Source organism: Pararhodobacter sp., assembly GCF_034676545.1.
In the GTDB taxonomy this organism is placed as follows: domain Bacteria; phylum Pseudomonadota; class Alphaproteobacteria; order Rhodobacterales; family Rhodobacteraceae; genus Pararhodobacter.
Window position 1 is genome coordinate 3817502 of sequence record NZ_JAUCBZ010000015.1, and the last position, 15811, is coordinate 3833312.

Genomic DNA, 15811 nt, shown 5'->3' on the forward strand with positions numbered 1-15811 from the left:
TCGGTTCTTGTCGTCGGTTATGTGATACTATAACAATGTGATGATATTACATTCCACCCCCAACTCCAAGGCTCTCCGATGCGCGCTGTCCCTCTTTTTTCGCTGGCCGTGGCCCTGTGCGGCATGGCTCTGGTCGGCAACGCCCAAGTGCCGCAAGTGGTTGCCGATACACCGATTGCGCAATCCCTGACGGCGCAGGTCATGGGCGATCTGGCCACCCCAAGCCTGCTGCTGGCGCAAGGCAGCGACCCGCATCACGCGCAGTTGCGCCCCAGTCAGGCGCGCGCCCTGAGCCGGGCCGATCTGGTGATCTGGACCTCTGCCGACCTCAGCCCGTGGCTGGCCGAGGTTCTTGGCACTCTGGCCCCCGAGACGGTGATGGAACTGGCCGCGGTGGCGGGCACGCATCACCAACCGTTCCAGGAGAACGCGTTGGTACGCCATGACCACGACCATGTAGGCCGTGACCCGCATCTGTGGTTGAACCCGGAGAATGCGCGACTCTGGCTGGGCGCGATTGCTGCGCAACTGGCGGTGATGGACCCGGATAACGCCGCGACCTATGCCGAGAATGCCAGCGCCGCACAGGCGCAGATATCGGTCTTGAGCCAAGACATCGCCGCCCTTCTGACACCCGCCCAAGGCGTCGGGCTGGTCATGCATCACGATGCCTACGGGTATTTTGCCGACGCCTTTGATCTGACGGTCCTGGGCAGCATTGCCTCGGGCGACGCGGTTGATCCGGGCGCGGCGCGGATCGCCGCCCTGCGCGCGGCCCTGGCCGAGGTGGGCGCGGTGTGCCTCTTTCCCGAGGTCAACCACGCCGACGCCTATGTGGCGCTGGTCGCCGAGGGGCAAGGGCTGCGGATGGGGGCACCGCTGGACCCGGCGGGCGTGATGCTGGAACCCGGGCCGGGCCTGTATGCCGAGGTTTTGCGCGGGCTGGCGCAGGCAATCGCCGATTGCGCGCAGGGGGATTGACCGCTGGCGCGCGACGTGGATCAATCAGGCCATGTGTGGACGTTTCGCGATAACCTTGCCCGACGAGGCGATGGTCAACCTGTTTGACGCGGCCCCGGCGAATGATCTGCCGCCGGTGCCACGATACAACATTTGCCCGACCGACCCGGTGGCAACGGTGGTCAGCCATGAGGGCGCGCGGCGCTACGGGCCGATGCGCTGGGGGTTCTTGCCGCGCTGGTACAAGCACCCGACAGATGGGCCGCTTCTGTTCAATGCCCGGTCCGAAACCATTGCCGAAAAGCCCGCCTTTGCCGAGGCGGCGCGGCGGCGGCGGTGTCTGATCCCGGCATCGGGGTTCTATGAATGGACCAAAGAGGGCGACGCGCGACTGCCGTGGTTCATCACCCGGACGGATGGCGCGCCGATGGTTTTTGCCGGGGTCTGGCAGGCGTGGAACGGGCCGGGGGGCGCGCGCGTGGCGTCCTGTGCGATTGTCACGGCGGCGGCGACCGGCGGAATGGCGGCGCTGCATGATCGCGTCCCGGTGATTCTGGAGCCCGATGACTGGCCGCTCTGGCTGGGCGAAGCCGGGCACGGGGCGGCGCGCTTGATGCGGCCGTTGGACGATGGATTGCTGACGTTCAAAAGGGTCTCGACACAGGTGAACTCCAACCGCGCCGAGGGGCCGGAGTTGATCGAGCCGATTGAAGCGAACTGAGCGCGGGTCAGGGGATCGCCATCGGTGACGGGTTTTTCACGTCGCGATTCCAAGGGCTTCACCTGTTGCGCCAATATTCTGGCAAGGAAGCGCCCGGCCCGTGATCAGGGGTGCCGCGGGCGGCGGCGGGTTGGCGGCCTGGTTCCGATTGCAAAACATGATGCCTGGCTGACGGGCGAGCGCCGACCGTGACCCTCGAATCAGCGCATTTCCGCGCATGGCACATCACATTCTGCACAGGTTGATTCAGATTAAGGATCGACGCGGCTTTTATGCTATCGTTCAGGTTGCGCTGTGTGTTTCCGGGGGGAGAGCAAGACGCGCAGTGGTGATGTTTGCCCGGTGCGCGCCTGTTGCGGACCGTCACATCACCAGGTGCCCCCCGCAGTTGAGACGCCTGTAAACGCCACGTCCTGTCATCTTGGGGGCTGCTATGAAAATGAGCGTGTTCGAATTCATGATGAACGAACTTGATCGAAAGGTTCTTGAAGCCAGTGCCGCAAACCACAATCTGGTCATGCAGCGGATGCGCCGGCTGAGCGAACCCAAGGACCGGCTTCCCGGGCCAGAGCACAAGACCATCGAGACCTATGGCGATGACGACCTGCTGTTCGACAACGTTCCGATCTGAGGCCTTGCCGACCCTGCACCACCCGCGGTAGCGGCTTTGGTCATGCCGGGCGGTCGCGCCCGAAAGGCGGGGTTCACGGGTCGACCTGACGCGGCCTTGTGCCGCGGCCGATGAGGCGCGCGGCGGCTCGTAGGGTGTGTGCTTGCACGCACCGTCCGTCGCGCGCCTCAACCCATCAAGCGAGCGGTGGCGCGGCGGGCGTCGGCGGCGAGGGTCTTTGTGTCGAGGCCGGTCAACTGGCCATCGCGCACGACTTGGCGACCCTCGACCAGCAGGTGTTTCACGCGGTGCGGCCCGCAGAGCACGAGGGCGGCGACCGGGTCCCACGACCCCGCCGTTTGCAGCCTGGTCACGTCCCAGATGGCGATATCGGCGCGTTTTCCCGCCTCCAACGAGCCCAAGACATCGGCGCGGCCCAGCACCGTGGCACCGCCCAGCGTGGCGATTTCCAGCGCTTCGCGGGCGGACATGGCGTCGGCGCCGCGGGCGACGCGCTGCATCAGCAGCGCCATGCGGGCCTCGTTCATCAGGTCTCCCGCGTCATTGCTGGCCGAGCCATCGACGCCCAGCCCAACCCGCACGCCCGCGTCGCGCATCGGGCGCACGGGCGCGATGCCCGAGCCAAGGCGACAGTTGGAACACGGGCAATGCGCCACGCCGGTCAGGGATTTGGCGAACAGGTGAATTTCGCTGTCGTCGAGTTTCACGCAATGCGCGTGCCAGACATCGGCACCGGTCCAGCCCAGATCCTCGGCGTATTGGCCGGGGCGGCAGCCGAATTGCGCCAGGGAATAGGCGATATCCTCGTCGTTCTCGGCCAGATGGGTGTGCAGCATGACGCCCTTGTCGCGGGCCAGCAGGGCGGCGTCGCGCATCAACTCGCGGCTGACGGAAAACGGCGAACAGGGGGCGAGGCCCACGCGGATCATGGCGTTGGGGCGGGCGTCGTGGAAGGTATCCACCACGCGGATGCAGTCGTCGAGAATGGCGGATTCGTCCTCGACAAGGCGATCGGGCGGCAATCCGCCGTTCGATTCGCCGATGCTCATCGCGCCGCGGGTGGCGTGAAAACGGATGCCGACGTCTTTGGCGGCATGGATCGTGTCGTCGAGTCTTGCGCCGTTGGGATAAAGATACAGGTGGTCGGACGACATCGTGCAGCCCGACAGCGCCAATTCCGCGAGGCCCAGTTGCGTCGAGATGTGGAAATCCTGCGGCGTGTAGCGCGCCCAGATCGGATACAGCGTGCGCAACCAGCCAAACAGCAGCGCGTCCTGCCCGCCGGGCACCGCGCGCGTCAGCGTCTGATAGAGGTGGTGATGGGTGTTCACGAGGCCCGGCGTGACGACGCAGCCGGTGGCGTCGATGATCTCGGCCTCGGGGGCGCGCAGGTCGGGGCCGAGGGCGGTGATCGCGCCGTCGTCGATCAGGATCGAGGCGCCGTGGAGTTCGCGCCGGGTGGCATCCAGGGTGACGATGACATCGGCATTGCGGATCAGCGTTTGCATTGAAGCCTCCTTGGTCACGCGCATCGGGTTTTGAAAAATGGCGCGCGGGCCAGAAGGACACGCGCGCCAAGAGTTTTCGTCAGGACGCTTTGAGCGTCAGTCTCTGGGCGGCAAGCTGCCCTGCCCGTGACCGGACATCCCGCCCGAGACTTCTTCGGTCGCCTCATCGCTGAGGTGTTCGGGCAAGAGCAGGTTCAGGATCACCGCCAGCGCCGCCGCAGGCAGCAGACCCGAGGTCAGCAGGATCTGCAGCGTGGTCGGCAGGTGTTGCAGCGCCGAGGGTTCAAGCTGCAGGCCCAGACCGATCGACAGCGACACGGCAAAGATCACCATGTTGCGCTTGTTCCAGTTTACGTCCGAGAGCATCGAGATACCCGAGGCACAGACCATGCCGAACATCACGATCACGCCGCCGCCGAGCACGTTGATCGGCACGGTGTTGATGATCGCGCCCACTTTGGGAACCAGACCACAGGCGATCAGGAAGAGGGCACCGATGGTCACCACATGGCGGCTCATCACGCCGGTCATGGCGACCAGACCGACGTTCTGGCTGAACGAGGTGTTTGGCAGCGCGCCGAAGATGCCCGAGATCGCCGTGCCCAGACCGTCGGCAAAGGTCGCGCCGGTAATTTCCTTGTCGGTCGCTTCACGACCGGCACCACCTTTGGTAATCCCCGAGGTATCGCCCACGGTTTCAATCGCCGACACGATCGCCATGAAACACATGCCGATGACGATCGCCCAGTTCAGCTCGAATCCCCAGTGGAACGGGGTTGGAATGTTGAACCAGCCCGCGCGGCCGAGGTTGGCAAAGCTGACCTGTCCCATCAGATAGGCCACGATGTAGCCCGCGATGATGCCCAGCAGCACCGCCGCCACGGCGGTAAAGCCGCGGGTGAAGAACTTGATGGCCAGCGTGACAACAACCACGACCAGCGCCGGGAACCATTTTTCCAGGCTGCCAAAGGCATCGGTGCCCATCAAGGGTACACCCCCTGCCGAGTACTGGATGCCGACCCTGACCAGCGCCAGACCGATCATCAGCACGATCAGGCCGGTGACCAGCGGCGGCAGGGCAAAGCGGATTTTCCCGATGAAGAAGCCAAGGCAGAAGTGGAACACGCCGCCCAGCATGACACCGACCATCAGGCCCGGAAGCCCGGCTGTGCCCATCCCGGCAACGGCCGGAATCATGATCGGGATGAAGGCAAAGGACGTACCCTGAACGATCGGCAGGCGCGCACCAACCGGGCCGAAGCCGATGGTTTGAAACAATGTGGCGACGCCGGCAAAGAGGATCGACATCTGGATCATGTAGGTCATGTCCGGGAAGCCGAGGGCCCCCTGATCCGAGCCGAAGCCGATGCCGGCCGCGCCACAGATGATGATCGCCGGTGTCACGTTCGAGACGAACATCGCCAGCACATGTTGAATACCCAGCGGAATTGCGGTGCCGATGGGGGGTGTATAATTCGGGTCGCGCAGCTGTTCTGGCGTCCCGATGCTTGAATTGGCCATTCTTGTTTTCCTTCCCAGGGGGAGTTCAGTTTTTTCGCGCCGTCTTCGCCTCCCTCCCCTGAGGATGCGTTCCGGTTAATCGAGCGCCCGGTTGACCCGGGTCTGACGTCAAGCGCCCGGTTGACCCGGGTCTTTGGGGTCTGCGACTGTCCAGACAGCCTCAAACCAGTATTCTTCGAGGTTCGGCGTGGCGCCGATGCGGTCCACGCAGGCAAACAGCCCGGGGGCTGCCAAAGGCGTCAGCACGCCATGCCAGGTGTTGCGCAGAAGATTGATCGCTTGCATCCCGTTGGTCACGAATGCGCGCGGGGTGCCGGGCGTGCCGCCCTCATCGGGTGCGACGATCACCAGAAACGGGTGACCGTGCAGCGGGATGAAGGCTTGCGAGCCGTCCGGGTGGCGCTCGACCATATCAAGCACATAGGGCAGCGCGCGCGGTTCGGCGTTGAACATCGAGATCCCGCCACGGGCATCGGGGCCGAAATCGAGCCGCGCGCGGTCGTGGTGGCGCGCGCACAGGCCCTGATTGATCATTTTGTCGGGCGTGCCGGTGCACTCGAGGACATCGCCAAAGGGCGCAAAGGCCGCGGCGGTCAAGGGCTCGGTGTTGAGGAGGCGCGTCATGGTGATCCTTGTTCTGGGAGGACAGACCGGGGGATTTCACATCCCCCGGACCCCCGGTGGAGTATTTTTGGCAAGATGAAAGGGCGGATCAAGATGCTCAGCGTTCGATACCCGGGTTGGACCACGGGCCGCGCAGGCGGGCGTGGCGGTTGACGTCCTTGTAGAGCAGATAGCGGAACGGCTCTGGGCCGCCGGCGTAACAGGCCTGCGGGCAATAGGCGCGCAGCCACATGAAATCACCGGCTTCGACCTCGACCCAGTCCCGGTTGAGTTTGTAGGTCGCCTTGCCTTGCAGCACATAAAGCCCGTGTTCCATGACATGCGTTTCCTCGAACGGGATCAGCCCGCCGGGTTGGAAGGTGACGATGGTGACGTGCATGTCGTGGCGCAGATCGTTGGGGTCGACAAAGCGGGTCGTGGCCCAGCGCCCCTGGGTATCGGGCATCTCGGTCGGTTTTACATCGCGGTCATTGGTGACAAAGGCGGTCGGCTTTTCGACGCCCGCGGCGGGTTCCCAGATCTTGCGGATCCAGTGGAAGCGCGCGGGGTCCTTGCCCTCGGCCAGCACCGACCATTTTGCACCCGCCGGGATATAGGCGTAGCCACCGGTATCAAGCTCATAGCCGGTGCCGTCGATGGTCAGGGTGATCAGCCCGTGGGTGACAAAGAGCACCGATTGCGCTTGCGGGTCGTTGTCGGGCGTGTCCGAGCCGCCACCGGGTTGGACCTCGACGACATATTGGCTGAAGGTCTCGGCGAAGCCCGACATGGGCCGCGCGATCAGCCACAGCCGGGTCTTGCGCCAGCCGGGCAGCAGGCTGGTGACGATATCCGAAAAGCAGCCGCGCGGGATGACGGCATAAGCCTCGGTGAACACGGCGCGCTGGGTCATCAGCGCGGTTTGCGGTGGCAGGCCGCCGGTGGGGGCGTAGTAGTCGGCAGGTTTCTTGGTCATGGCAACAGGTCCATCAGGCGAATTTCGGCGATCCGTTCAACCTGACGGCAGGCGGTGGCGAACTCGGTTTCGGTGTCATTGGCGATGCGGGTTTCAAACGCGGCCAGAATGCTGGCCTTGGTGTTGTCGCGCACCGCGATGATGAACGGAAACCCATGTTTGGCGACATAGTCGGTGTTGAGCCGCTGGAAGGTTGCGCGCTCATCATCGGTCAGCGCATCGAGCCCGGCGGCGGATTGTTCATGCGTGGATTCGGCGGTCAGGCGTTTGGCCTGTGCGAGTTTCCCGGCAAGGTCAGGGTGCGCGACCAGAACGCCCAGCCGTTCGGCATGACTGGCCGAGCGGAACATGCGCGCCAGGGCGTTGTGCAGGCCGGCGGCGGTGTCATGGGCGGGGCCGAGTTCAAGCCCAAAGGCGCGTTCGGCGATCCAGGGCGAATGCTCGAAAATCGAGCCGTATCTGGCGACGAAGGTGGCCCGGTCCATCTGGCTGGGGCGCTCAGAGCGCCTGTGCGGGTGGTTTTCGGCCCAGAAATCAGCGATCTGGCTGCGGGTAGCGAACCAGGCGCCGCCCTTGGCCGCGACGTGATCGAGGAACCGCAGAAGGCCCGCGATCTTGCCGGGGCGGCCGATCAGGCGGCAGTGCAGACCGACCGAGAACATCTTGCCGCCCTCGGCGTGCAGCGTGTCGAAGGCGTCGATCAGATATTGACCGAAATCCTGCCCCGTCACCCAGCCCGGCGACACGGCAAAACGCATGTCATTGGCCTCAAGCGTATAGGGGATCACCAGTTGATCGCGCGCGCCCGTCTCGCGCCAATAGGGCAGATCGTCGTCGTACGTGTCTGAAATCCAGTCGAGTTGCCCGGTTTCCGCCGTCAGCCGCACGGTGTTGGCGCTGCAACGCCCGGTGTACCAGCCGCGCGGCGGCGTGCCGGTGACTTCGGTGTGCAGGCGAAACGCCTCGGCGATCTGGGCGCGTTCCTCGGCCTCGGGCATGTCCTTGTGCTCGACCCATTTCAACCCGTGCGAGGCGATGTCCCAGCCGGCGCGGATCATCGCCGTGGTTTGCTCGGGGTTGCGGGCCAGGGCGGTGGCGACGCCGTAAATGGTGATCGGCAAATTGCGTTCGGTGAAATGGCGGTGCAGACGCCAGAACCCGGCGCGCGCGCCGTAATCATAGATCGATTCCATATTCCAGTGCCGCTGCCCCGGCCAGGCGGCAGCCCCGGCGATATCAGAGAGGAACGCCTCGGACCCGGCATCGCCGTGCAGGATATTGTTCTCGCCGCCCTCCTCATAGTTCAGCACCAGAGAGATCGCGACGCGGGCACCACCGGGCCATTGGACATCCGGGGTGCGCGGCCCGTAGCCGATCATGTCGCGGGGGTATCTGGTCTTTGTGCTCACGGTCAGGTGTCCTCACAGCAGGCGGAAAAACCCCGAAGGTTCGGGGGGCTTGCCAACAGTAGCCGATAAATCGCCGAACACTTTCAAGTTTTGCCTGAAAGACCTTTTTGAAACACACTGGCTGGCATTTGCCGGGTGGACAGGCACAGTATACGGACAAGACCCAACCGAAGGAGAGCCCCATGGCCGGATATCTGACGACACATGTATTGGATACGGCGCGGGGCTGTCCGGCGGCGGGTCTGAAGATCGTCCTCTATGCGGTCAGTGGCAATTCGCACCGCAAGCTGGTGGAGATGGTCACGAATGACGACGGGCGCACGGATGCGCCGATCCTGCCGCAAGAGACGTTCAAGACCGGGACCTATGAACTGGTGTTCTTTGCCGGGGACTACTTGCGCGCCACCGGGCAAGAGGGGGCCGAGCCGCTGTTTCTGGACGAGGTGCCCATTCGCTTCGGCATGAGCGACGCCGAGGCGCATTATCATGTGCCGCTGCTGCTGTCGCCGTTTGCCTATTCGACCTATCGCGGCAGCTAGAGTCTGTCGCGCCTCGCGGGAGTCGGGTCTCCGCCTGATGCGGTGAGGCCACGTTTGCCGCGCGACGGTGTTCACACCAACGGCTGCATGCACAAGAACGCGACTTGTCCCAAGGATATACGCCGCCAAGGGGTGTATGGAAAAACGGCCCGCCACAGCACAATGTGACGGGCCGTTTCCCTTGGCATCGCGCACGGGTTTTGATCACCGCTTCCAGGCCTGAACCCCGGGGCCATTCGTGGCGTCAGCCGCGTTTTTTCGGCAGGGGCGGTGGGGGGCCAGCGGCCTCCCGCCGCCCCTGCATTTTCGTCAGCGGATGGTGATACGCCCGTCGACAATCGGCGTGTAGGGGGTGTGCTCGGCCAGGTATTCGGCCAACACATCCGCCACGTCGGGACCATAGTCATAGGCGTTCACCGCCTCATCGCGGAACATGCCATAGCCGTCACCGCCCGAGCGCATGAAGTTGTTGGACACAACGCCGTAGGTTGCCGCGGGGTCAATCGGCACCCAGGCCCCCTCGACCTGCACCAGGACATCGCTGACCCGGCTGCCCGCCGGGGCCGCGGTATCAACCGTGTAGCGCAGGCCCGAGACCTGCGCAAAGCGGCCCGCGACTTCTTCGATCTGGCTGGCGCCGTTTTCCAGCGCCGCGACCACCGCCGCCCCGGACAACTGGAACGTCGCCAGCGTGTTCTGGAACGGCAGCACCATCAGCACCTCGCCCAGCGTGATCGTGCCCGCGTCAATCGAGGCGCGCAAACCGCCGCCGTTCTGGATGGCGATAGTGATCCCCTGCCCCGCAACCCGCGAGATCATCGCGTCAGTCACAAGGTTGCCCATCTCGCATTCCATCACCCGGCAGACCGAGCGGTCGCCTTCGATGGGTGCGGTGGATTCCGAGACCACCAGATTGCGCGTGGCTTCGATCGGCGCGGCCATTTCCGCAACCCAGGCGGCGATTTCCGGGTCCGGGGTCACTTCGGCATTGATCTCGATGGTGTCGCCGCCTGCATAGATCAGCTTGCCGTCGTCATCGAGATCGAGGATCAGGTGGCCCAGATAGCGGCTATAGGCCCCGGCCTGCACCACCGGCACGATGCCGCCGCCGACGTTATCCACCCAGGTCGGATACGGCCCTTCGCGGCGCGGATCGCTGGCCGACAGGTAGGTGTGGCTGTGGCCGCCGACCACCGCTGTCAGCCCCTCGATCTGCGCGGCCATTTCCTGTTCGGGGATATAGCCCACATGGGTCAGCGCGATGATCGTGGTGATGCCTTGCGCTTGCAGGTCGGCGACCGAGGCGCGCACCGAGTCCAGCGCGTCGTTGATCACCACAGTCGGCCCCGGCGACGAGATCTCGGGCGTGTCATTGGTCACGGCACCGACGATCCCGACCCGCAGATCGCCCGCGTTCAGGATCGCATAGGGCACCACCTGCCCGGCCAGAAGATTGTTGCCCGACACGTCGATATTGGCACCCAGAATCGGATATTCCGCCGATTGCGTGAAGATCAGCAGCCCCTCGGGGCCATTGTCGAATTCGTGGTTGCCCACCGCCATCGCATCAAGGCCGATCAGGTTGTTCAGCTCGGCCTCGGCCTCGCCGCCATAGGTGGTGTAGAACAGCGAGCCTTGCGAGCTGTCGCCCGCGCTGAGCACCAGCACCGGGTCGCCCTGCGCCGTGATCGCGTCGCGCATCTGGTTGATCAAGGTGAACAGTCGCGCCGCGCCGCCAAAGCAATTGCCCTGGCTTTCATCCTCGGCGGAGCAGGTCGAGTTGAACCGGTTGATCGATTCAATGCGGCTGTGAAAATCGTTGAAGTGCAAGATATGCAATTGCGTGTCGGCAATGCCGGGCGCGGTGCCCAGCGCCATGAGTGCCGTGCTGCCCAATAACAGGCGAAGCTTTGGAATGAAGGACATGGTCGAATCCCCTGTTGTTTGATCGTCGATGCCTCAAGGTGCGCGGCTTTCCCGCGCAAGTCAAAGCTTGCGTGCGGTTTGCGGGTCTGAGCGGCGGTTCGCTGCGCGCCACAATCACGCGGGGCATTGACCCACGCGCCCGCTTTGGGCATGACCACGGCATGCAGATTTACAAGATCTTCCGCCGTCCGGAATGGGACGCTTTTGCCGCCGCGGGCCGCACCGACGGTGCGCCGATCGACCTTGCCGACGGCTATATTCATATCTCGACCTCGGCGCAGGTCGCGGAAACCGCCGCCAAGCATTTCGCCGGGCAACGCGATCTGGTGCTGGTGGCGCTCGATACCGAGGCGTTGGGCGACGCTCTGCGCTGGGAGACGTCGCGCGGAGGGGCCTTGTTTCCGCATCTCTATCGCCCGCTGGTGATCGCCGATGTGGTCTGGGACAAATCGCTGCCCTTGGGCGCAGCGGGGCATATTTTCCCCGAGGGCGTGGTCTGATGCTGGAGCGGTTGGGTCTGGCGGCGCTGCACCGGATCGACCCCGAGCGCGCGCATGGACTGGCGCTGAAGGCGCTGCGCATGGGGCTGGGGCCGCAGGATGGTCCGGTCACCTCGCCGCGCCTCGCCACCTCGGTTGCGGGCCTTTCCTTGAAAAACCCCCTCGGCCTGGCAGCGGGCTTTGACAAGAACGCCACCGCCGTGGGGCCTTTGTCGCGCGTCGGATTCGGGTTTCTGGAGGTCGGCGCGGCAACCCCGCGCCCGCAGCCCGGCAATCCGAAGCCACGCATGTTCCGGCTGTCCGAAGACCGGGCGGTGATCAACCGCTTTGGCTTCAACAACGACGGGATGGAGGCAATCGGTACGCGGTTGGCACAGGCCACGCGCGACGTTCCCCTTGGCCTGAACCTTGGCGCGAACAAGGACAGCGCGGATCGCGCCGCTGATTTCGCCGCCGTTCTGGCGCACTGCGGGCCGCAGGTGGATTTCGCGACGATCAATGTCTCGTCGCCCAACACCGAGCGCTTGCGCGACTTGCAAGGCAAAGAGGCGTTGGCGGCGCTGCTGGAAACGGTGACCGCAACGCGTTTGGCGCAAGGCTTGGACCTGCCGCTGTTTCTGAAGATCGCGCCGGATTTGACCGAGGCAGAGCTTGCGGACATCGTGGAGGTGGTGCGCGGCACGACAATCAACGGGATCATTGCCACCAATACGACCCTCTCGCGGGAGGGGTTGAGGTCCGAACATGCGGCGGAAAAGGGCGGTTTGTCGGGCGCGCCGGTGTTCGCGCGTTCGACCCGCGTGCTGGCGCGTTTGTCGGCGCTGACCGACGGGACGCTCGCCCTGATCGGCGTCGGCGGCGTCAGCAGTGCCGAGCAAGCCTATGCCAAGATCCTTGCCGGGGCGAGTGCGGTGCAGTTGTATACCGCCTTGGGCTATGCTGGCATGAGTCTGGTCACCGAGATCACGCGCGGGCTCGATGCCTTGCTGGAACGCGACGGCTTCGCCACAGTCGCCGATGCTGTTGGAAAAGGACGTGAGGCATGGTTGTAACCGTTTGGCACAATCCGCGCTGCTCGAAATCGCGGGCGGCTTTGGAATTCCTCGACGCGCGGGGCATCACGCCCGAGGTGCAGTTGTATCTGAAAGACGCCCCGACCAAGGCGCAGATCCGGGATATGCTGGGCGCGCTGGGTCTGCCAGCCGCGGATCTGTTGCGCAAGGATGGCGCAGCGCTGCGCAGCTTGCCCGACGAGGACATCATCGCCGCAATGGCTGCGGACCCCAGCCTGATCGAGCGCCCGGTGATTCGCAACGGCGACAAGGCGGTGATCGGCCGCCCGACCGAGGCCATCGCGGCGCTGCTCTAGCCGCGCGACGCCCGCCCGCCAACCGCCTGAATCGCAAACACGCACCCATCGCTGGGCAATAGCGGCGGCGTTGCGCACAGGCCGCGCGCGACGGTCCAGGCGGCCAGAACGCGCGGCACATAATCGCGGGTTTCGGCATAGGGCGGTACGCCATTGTTGCGCCGCACCGCGCCCTCGCCCGCGTTGTACCCCGCCAGGGCCAGCACGACATCACGGTCAAACTCGGTCAGCAGCCAATCGAGATAGGCCACGCCGCCACGAATATTCTGCGTCGGATCGTTGGAATCAGTGACACCAAAGCGCGCCGCGGTCGCCGGGATCAATTGCATCAATCCTTGCGCACCCGCGTGGCTGATCGCCGTGGGGCGCCCGGCCGATTCGACGGAAATCACCGCCAGCGCCAGGGCGGGCGAGACATTGGTGCCAATCGTGGCCCGCAGAATGCGGGCGCCTTGGGCAGCGGCGATGTCTTGCAGGTGCTGCACGCTGGGCGTGGGCACGCGTGCCTCCTCGGGCATATCACGCAGCGCTTCGATGGCGGCCAGAAAACGCCCCTCGCCTTGATCAAGGCCGGGGCGCACGCGGGTCCAGAACCAACCAAAGCGCGCCGAATCGGGTGTGGGCGATCCGGCTGCGGCCTCATCGGGGCGGCGCGGCGTCAGCGCCACGGGCGTGGCAACCGGCGGCGCAATGCGGCGGGCTTGTTCCTCGGGGTCGATCTGCACGGTGATGCGCGCCGCGCCGGTTTGCGGTGCCACGCCGATGCGCCGAAAGGTGAAATCCTCGGCCCGAGGCGCTTGCGAGGATACCGCAATCGCCATCACCACCGCCCCGCAGGCCAGCGCGAATCGCATCACAGGTTTGGGCAAGCTGCTCGGCATGGCCCCGTTTCTTGTTTGTTTTCCCGACTGTGCCAGAGATTCGGACATTTCGCAAACCACATCACGCCAATCGTTTCGTCAGCGTGAACAATCCGCCCATTAAGCTTGTTCTGGAAACAATGCCCCAGCATCCCCTCGCAAAGACCGCGAAACGGCCCTGATTGCCCAGCGCCACGCCGCAAAGCCGCCTTGGTTCCACAGGATAAAGAGCCATGCCCGAGCGGCGAGTTGGCCCCCTGAAAACCAACCGCCAACAATAACTCGGGCAATGTTGAGTGCAATTAACCTGGAGAGACATGCACATGAAAACGATGATCAAAGCCTTTATCGCCAACGAATCCGGTGCCGTGACCGTTGACTGGGTCGTTCTGACCGCCGCCATCGTCGGCCTCGGCCTGGCCGTGATCTCGTCGGTCCGCAGCGGCACCAGCGCGCTGGCCACCGATATCTCGACCTCGCTGACGAGCGCCTCGGTCGCGTCGCTGGGCACGCTGGGCGTGAGCCAGTAAGCCACACCCCGCTATGAACAAAGGGCTGCACGAAAGTGCGGCCCTTTTTATTTCGCAGCCCTTTTACTTCGCCGCCCCGGCCCGGTGATCGATGGCGTTTCCGTTAAACTGTAGGGAACAGAATCAGGCCTGTTACGACTCGGTTAATCCTTGGTCGATACACCCGACATCAACCGATTGCCCGCAAATCATTGACAGTTTCGCCTTGGCACGACTGCTGTTTCCAGACGCTCAACAGATCACAACAAAGCCCCTGGTCTGCCGCAATAAGACCGCAATTCGCCCCTTTTAGCGCCCTGATGCGGGCCGAAAAAGAAGATGTCGAACCGAGAGCGGTTAACCCCCCTCAACACTCCGGTCTCTGGTTGGGCGACGTGAAGATCTATCTGAAACACTAGAAGCCCTGGAGAAAACACATGACTTTCACTTCGATGATCAAATCCTTCGTTGCCAACGAGTCCGGTGCCGTGACCGTTGACTGGGTTGTTCTGACCGCCGCCATCGTCGGCCTCGGCCTGGCCGTGATCACCTCGGTCCGCAGCGGCACCAGCGCGCTGGCCACCGATATCTCGAACTCGCTGACGAGCGCTTCGGTCGCGACTTTGGGCACGCTGGGCGTGAGCCAGTAAATCCACGACCGACGCCACGAAAAAACAGATAAACGACCGCACTCCGCGTGCGGTCGTTCCAATTTTAGAGAGTAAGCGCCCAAATAGATGCATCTGCCATGTTGTTGACAGAATTGCGGGCAATATTGGGCACGAGACATAAGGCGAGCAATTGGTTCCAGCTCTGTGTGGAACCGCAAGTTTTCAGGAGTCGGCACCATGCGTGGAGTACAGATCGGAATTCTCGGGATCGGGTTGGCCTTGGCCGGCTTCGGCGTCTATATGGCCCAGGATTATGTAAGCAAAACCCAGGCAGCGATGGCCGCAGCACAAGCAAACAACGTCGGCCGCCCGTCTCACGAGGTTGTTCAGGTCCTGGTTGCCGGTCGCCCCTTGCGTTACGGTGAGCCGATCCAGGTGACCGACGTCCGTACGATCGACTGGCCTGCGAATGCTGTTCCTCCGGGGGCATTTCTTGATACGGAATCCCTGATTCCGGACCCCACTCGCCCGCGGGTCGCGCTGCGCGCAATGGAGCCGATGGAGCCTTTGCTGGCCGTCAAGGTCAGTGAGCCGGGTCAACCCGCTGGCATCGCGGCGATGCTGACACCCGGCAGCCGTGCCTTCACGATTCGCGTGGACCAGAACAGCGGCATCTCGGGCACGCTGCGCCCTTCGGATACGATTGATATTTATTGGACCGGTCGCAGTGAAAACGGCGAGGTGACGCGCCTGCTGTCAAGCAGTGTCCGAATCATCGCGCTGGATGAAAACGCCGACCAGGACCGCAGCTTCAACGGTGTGCCGCGCTCGATCACCATCGAGGCCGAGCCGGAAATGATCGCCTCGCTGGCGCAAGGACAATCCACCGGGCGGCTCTCGCTGTCCTTGGTTGGATTGGATGACGCGGCCGAAACGGGCTCCATTCAGGTTGATGCGCGCAGCCTGCTGGGAATCGAAGCCCGCGTCGAACAGGTGACCGAGCGTTGCACGGTACGCACGCGCCGCGGGTCCGAAGTGGTGATGATCGAGATTCCCTGCACCAACTGATGCGTTTTTCCTGCAACACCGCCGCCCCTATATGTGGGGCGGTGTTTGTCGTTCACCGCGAAACCTCGCAGCAAACCCACGAATCCACACGAAAAACGCG

The 15811-nt window shown here is 64.0% G+C and carries 17 protein-coding genes; 10 read left to right on the forward strand and 7 right to left on the reverse strand.

Translation table 11 applies throughout. The features are described 5' to 3' along the window. The first annotated feature begins 78 nt into the window (after nucleotides 1–78). The 3 genes from VDQ28_RS22215 (at nucleotide 79) to VDQ28_RS22225 (ending at nucleotide 2312) form a co-directional block, all read left to right on the forward strand. Nucleotides 79–981, forward strand: coding sequence for a zinc ABC transporter substrate-binding protein (locus tag VDQ28_RS22215; protein WP_323038004.1), 903 nt, complete (start codon nucleotides 79–81; stop codon nucleotides 979–981). A 31-nt stretch (nucleotides 982–1012) separates the two neighbouring features. Continuing rightward, nucleotides 1013–1681, forward strand: coding sequence for an SOS response-associated peptidase (locus VDQ28_RS22220; RefSeq protein ID WP_323038005.1), 669 nt, complete (start codon nucleotides 1013–1015; stop codon nucleotides 1679–1681). A gap of 433 nt (nucleotides 1682–2114) precedes the next feature. Further along, a complete protein-coding gene (locus VDQ28_RS22225; RefSeq protein WP_323038006.1) occupies nucleotides 2115–2312 on the forward strand; it encodes a hypothetical protein in 198 nt (65 codons plus the stop codon). Nucleotides 2313–2479: 167 nt separating this feature from the next. Here the strand turns inward: VDQ28_RS22225 and VDQ28_RS22230 are convergent, their stop codons facing one another. The 5 genes from VDQ28_RS22230 to puuE form a co-directional block, all read right to left on the reverse strand. Further along, nucleotides 2480–3820, reverse strand: coding sequence for an 8-oxoguanine deaminase (locus VDQ28_RS22230; protein ID WP_323038007.1), 1341 nt, complete (start codon nucleotides 3818–3820; stop codon nucleotides 2480–2482). Between the two features lie 96 nt (nucleotides 3821–3916). Next, nucleotides 3917–5341 carry a nucleobase:cation symporter-2 family protein gene (locus tag VDQ28_RS22235; protein ID WP_323038008.1) on the reverse strand — a complete coding sequence of 475 codons (1425 nt, stop codon included), beginning with the start codon at nucleotides 5339–5341 and terminating at the stop codon, nucleotides 3917–3919. 108 nt (nucleotides 5342–5449) lie between these two features. Beyond that, entirely contained in the window at nucleotides 5450–5965 is a 516-nt protein-coding gene (locus VDQ28_RS22240) for an ureidoglycolate lyase (RefSeq protein WP_323038009.1), read from the reverse strand. A 97-nt stretch (nucleotides 5966–6062) separates the two neighbouring features. Next, nucleotides 6063–6920: a bifunctional allantoicase/(S)-ureidoglycine aminohydrolase gene (locus VDQ28_RS22245; RefSeq protein ID WP_323038010.1), complete on the reverse strand. Its 858-nt coding sequence runs from the start codon at nucleotides 6918–6920 to the stop codon at nucleotides 6063–6065. After that, nucleotides 6917–8299, reverse strand: a complete 1383-nt coding sequence (puuE, locus tag VDQ28_RS22250) for an allantoinase PuuE (RefSeq protein WP_323038184.1) — start codon at nucleotides 8297–8299, stop codon at nucleotides 6917–6919. The genes VDQ28_RS22245 and puuE overlap by 4 nt, the downstream gene beginning before the upstream one ends. Before the next feature lie 212 nt (nucleotides 8300–8511). On the opposite strand from puuE, the gene uraH reads away from it, so the two are divergent. Next, a complete protein-coding gene (gene uraH / locus VDQ28_RS22255) occupies nucleotides 8512–8868 on the forward strand; it encodes a hydroxyisourate hydrolase (RefSeq protein ID WP_323038011.1) in 357 nt (118 codons plus the stop codon). A gap of 309 nt (nucleotides 8869–9177) precedes the next feature. On the opposite strand, the gene VDQ28_RS22260 is transcribed toward uraH, so the two are convergent. Further along, a complete protein-coding gene (locus VDQ28_RS22260) occupies nucleotides 9178–10794 on the reverse strand; it encodes a bifunctional metallophosphatase/5'-nucleotidase (protein ID WP_323038012.1) in 1617 nt (538 codons plus the stop codon). Nucleotides 10795–10955: 161 nt separating this feature from the next. Here VDQ28_RS22260 and VDQ28_RS22265 point away from each other — a divergent pair, with 161 nt between their 5' ends. From VDQ28_RS22265 to VDQ28_RS22275, 3 genes are read left to right on the forward strand one after another with little or no spacing between them, the layout of a single operon-like run. Next, nucleotides 10956–11294 (forward strand): DUF952 domain-containing protein, encoded by a 339-nt coding sequence (locus VDQ28_RS22265; RefSeq protein WP_323038185.1) that lies wholly within the window; start codon nucleotides 10956–10958, stop codon nucleotides 11292–11294. After that, on the forward strand, nucleotides 11294–12346 hold the full coding sequence (locus VDQ28_RS22270; RefSeq protein ID WP_323038013.1) for a quinone-dependent dihydroorotate dehydrogenase: 1053 nt from the start codon (nucleotides 11294–11296) through the stop codon (nucleotides 12344–12346). The genes VDQ28_RS22265 and VDQ28_RS22270 overlap by 1 nt, the downstream gene beginning before the upstream one ends. After that, nucleotides 12337–12663, forward strand: a complete 327-nt coding sequence (locus VDQ28_RS22275; protein ID WP_323038014.1) for an arsenate reductase family protein — start codon at nucleotides 12337–12339, stop codon at nucleotides 12661–12663. The genes VDQ28_RS22270 and VDQ28_RS22275 overlap by 10 nt, the downstream gene beginning before the upstream one ends. On the opposite strand, the gene VDQ28_RS22280 is transcribed toward VDQ28_RS22275, so the two are convergent. After that, complete coding sequence (locus VDQ28_RS22280) at nucleotides 12660–13544, reverse strand: lytic transglycosylase domain-containing protein (protein ID WP_416349414.1); 885 nt, start codon at nucleotides 13542–13544, stop codon at nucleotides 12660–12662. The two genes, VDQ28_RS22275 and VDQ28_RS22280, sit on opposite strands and share 4 nt — an antisense overlap. Nucleotides 13545–13846: 302 nt before the next feature. Here VDQ28_RS22280 and VDQ28_RS22285 point away from each other — a divergent pair, with 302 nt between their 5' ends. The 3 genes from VDQ28_RS22285 (at nucleotide 13847) to cpaB (ending at nucleotide 15711) form a co-directional block, all read left to right on the forward strand. Next, a complete protein-coding gene (locus VDQ28_RS22285) occupies nucleotides 13847–14053 on the forward strand; it encodes a hypothetical protein (RefSeq protein ID WP_323038015.1) in 207 nt (68 codons plus the stop codon). 416 nt (nucleotides 14054–14469) lie between these two features. Then, the gene (locus tag VDQ28_RS22290; protein ID WP_323038016.1) at nucleotides 14470–14682 is read left to right on the forward strand and encodes a hypothetical protein; all 213 of its coding nucleotides are present in this window, start codon (nucleotides 14470–14472) and stop codon (nucleotides 14680–14682) included. A gap of 198 nt (nucleotides 14683–14880) precedes the next feature. Beyond that, nucleotides 14881–15711 carry a Flp pilus assembly protein CpaB gene (gene cpaB / locus VDQ28_RS22295; RefSeq protein WP_323038017.1) on the forward strand — a complete coding sequence of 277 codons (831 nt, stop codon included), beginning with the start codon at nucleotides 14881–14883 and terminating at the stop codon, nucleotides 15709–15711. Nucleotides 15712–15811 lie beyond the last annotated feature (100 nt).

Bases quoted from the DNA above. Each gene is read 5' to 3' on its own strand.
- VDQ28_RS22215 (WP_323038004.1), top strand. From the start codon at position 79: ATGCGCGCTGTCCCTCTTTTTTCGCTGGCCGTGGCCCTGTGCGGCATG.
- VDQ28_RS22220 (WP_323038005.1), top strand. From the start codon at position 1,013: ATGTGTGGACGTTTCGCGATAACCTTGCCCGACGAGGCGATGGTCAAC.
- VDQ28_RS22225 (WP_323038006.1), top strand. From the start codon at position 2,115: ATGAAAATGAGCGTGTTCGAATTCATGATGAACGAACTTGATCGAAAG.
- VDQ28_RS22230 (WP_323038007.1), bottom strand. From the start codon at position 3,820: ATGCAAACGCTGATCCGCAATGCCGATGTCATCGTCACCCTGGATGCC.
- VDQ28_RS22235 (WP_323038008.1), bottom strand. From the start codon at position 5,341: ATGGCCAATTCAAGCATCGGGACGCCAGAACAGCTGCGCGACCCGAAT.
- VDQ28_RS22240 (WP_323038009.1), bottom strand. From the start codon at position 5,965: ATGACGCGCCTCCTCAACACCGAGCCCTTGACCGCCGCGGCCTTTGCG.
- VDQ28_RS22245 (WP_323038010.1), bottom strand. From the start codon at position 6,920: ATGACCAAGAAACCTGCCGACTACTACGCCCCCACCGGCGGCCTGCCA.
- puuE (WP_323038184.1), bottom strand. From the start codon at position 8,299: ATGATCGGCTACGGGCCGCGCACCCCGGATGTCCAATGGCCCGGTGGT.
- uraH (WP_323038011.1), top strand. From the start codon at position 8,512: ATGGCCGGATATCTGACGACACATGTATTGGATACGGCGCGGGGCTGT.
- VDQ28_RS22260 (WP_323038012.1), bottom strand. From the start codon at position 10,794: ATGTCCTTCATTCCAAAGCTTCGCCTGTTATTGGGCAGCACGGCACTC.
- VDQ28_RS22265 (WP_323038185.1), top strand. From the start codon at position 10,956: ATGCAGATTTACAAGATCTTCCGCCGTCCGGAATGGGACGCTTTTGCC.
- VDQ28_RS22270 (WP_323038013.1), top strand. From the start codon at position 11,294: ATGCTGGAGCGGTTGGGTCTGGCGGCGCTGCACCGGATCGACCCCGAG.
- VDQ28_RS22275 (WP_323038014.1), top strand. From the start codon at position 12,337: ATGGTTGTAACCGTTTGGCACAATCCGCGCTGCTCGAAATCGCGGGCG.
- VDQ28_RS22280 (WP_416349414.1), bottom strand. From the start codon at position 13,544: ATGCCGAGCAGCTTGCCCAAACCTGTGATGCGATTCGCGCTGGCCTGC.
- VDQ28_RS22285 (WP_323038015.1), top strand. From the start codon at position 13,847: ATGAAAACGATGATCAAAGCCTTTATCGCCAACGAATCCGGTGCCGTG.
- VDQ28_RS22290 (WP_323038016.1), top strand. From the start codon at position 14,470: ATGACTTTCACTTCGATGATCAAATCCTTCGTTGCCAACGAGTCCGGT.
- cpaB (WP_323038017.1), top strand. From the start codon at position 14,881: ATGCGTGGAGTACAGATCGGAATTCTCGGGATCGGGTTGGCCTTGGCC.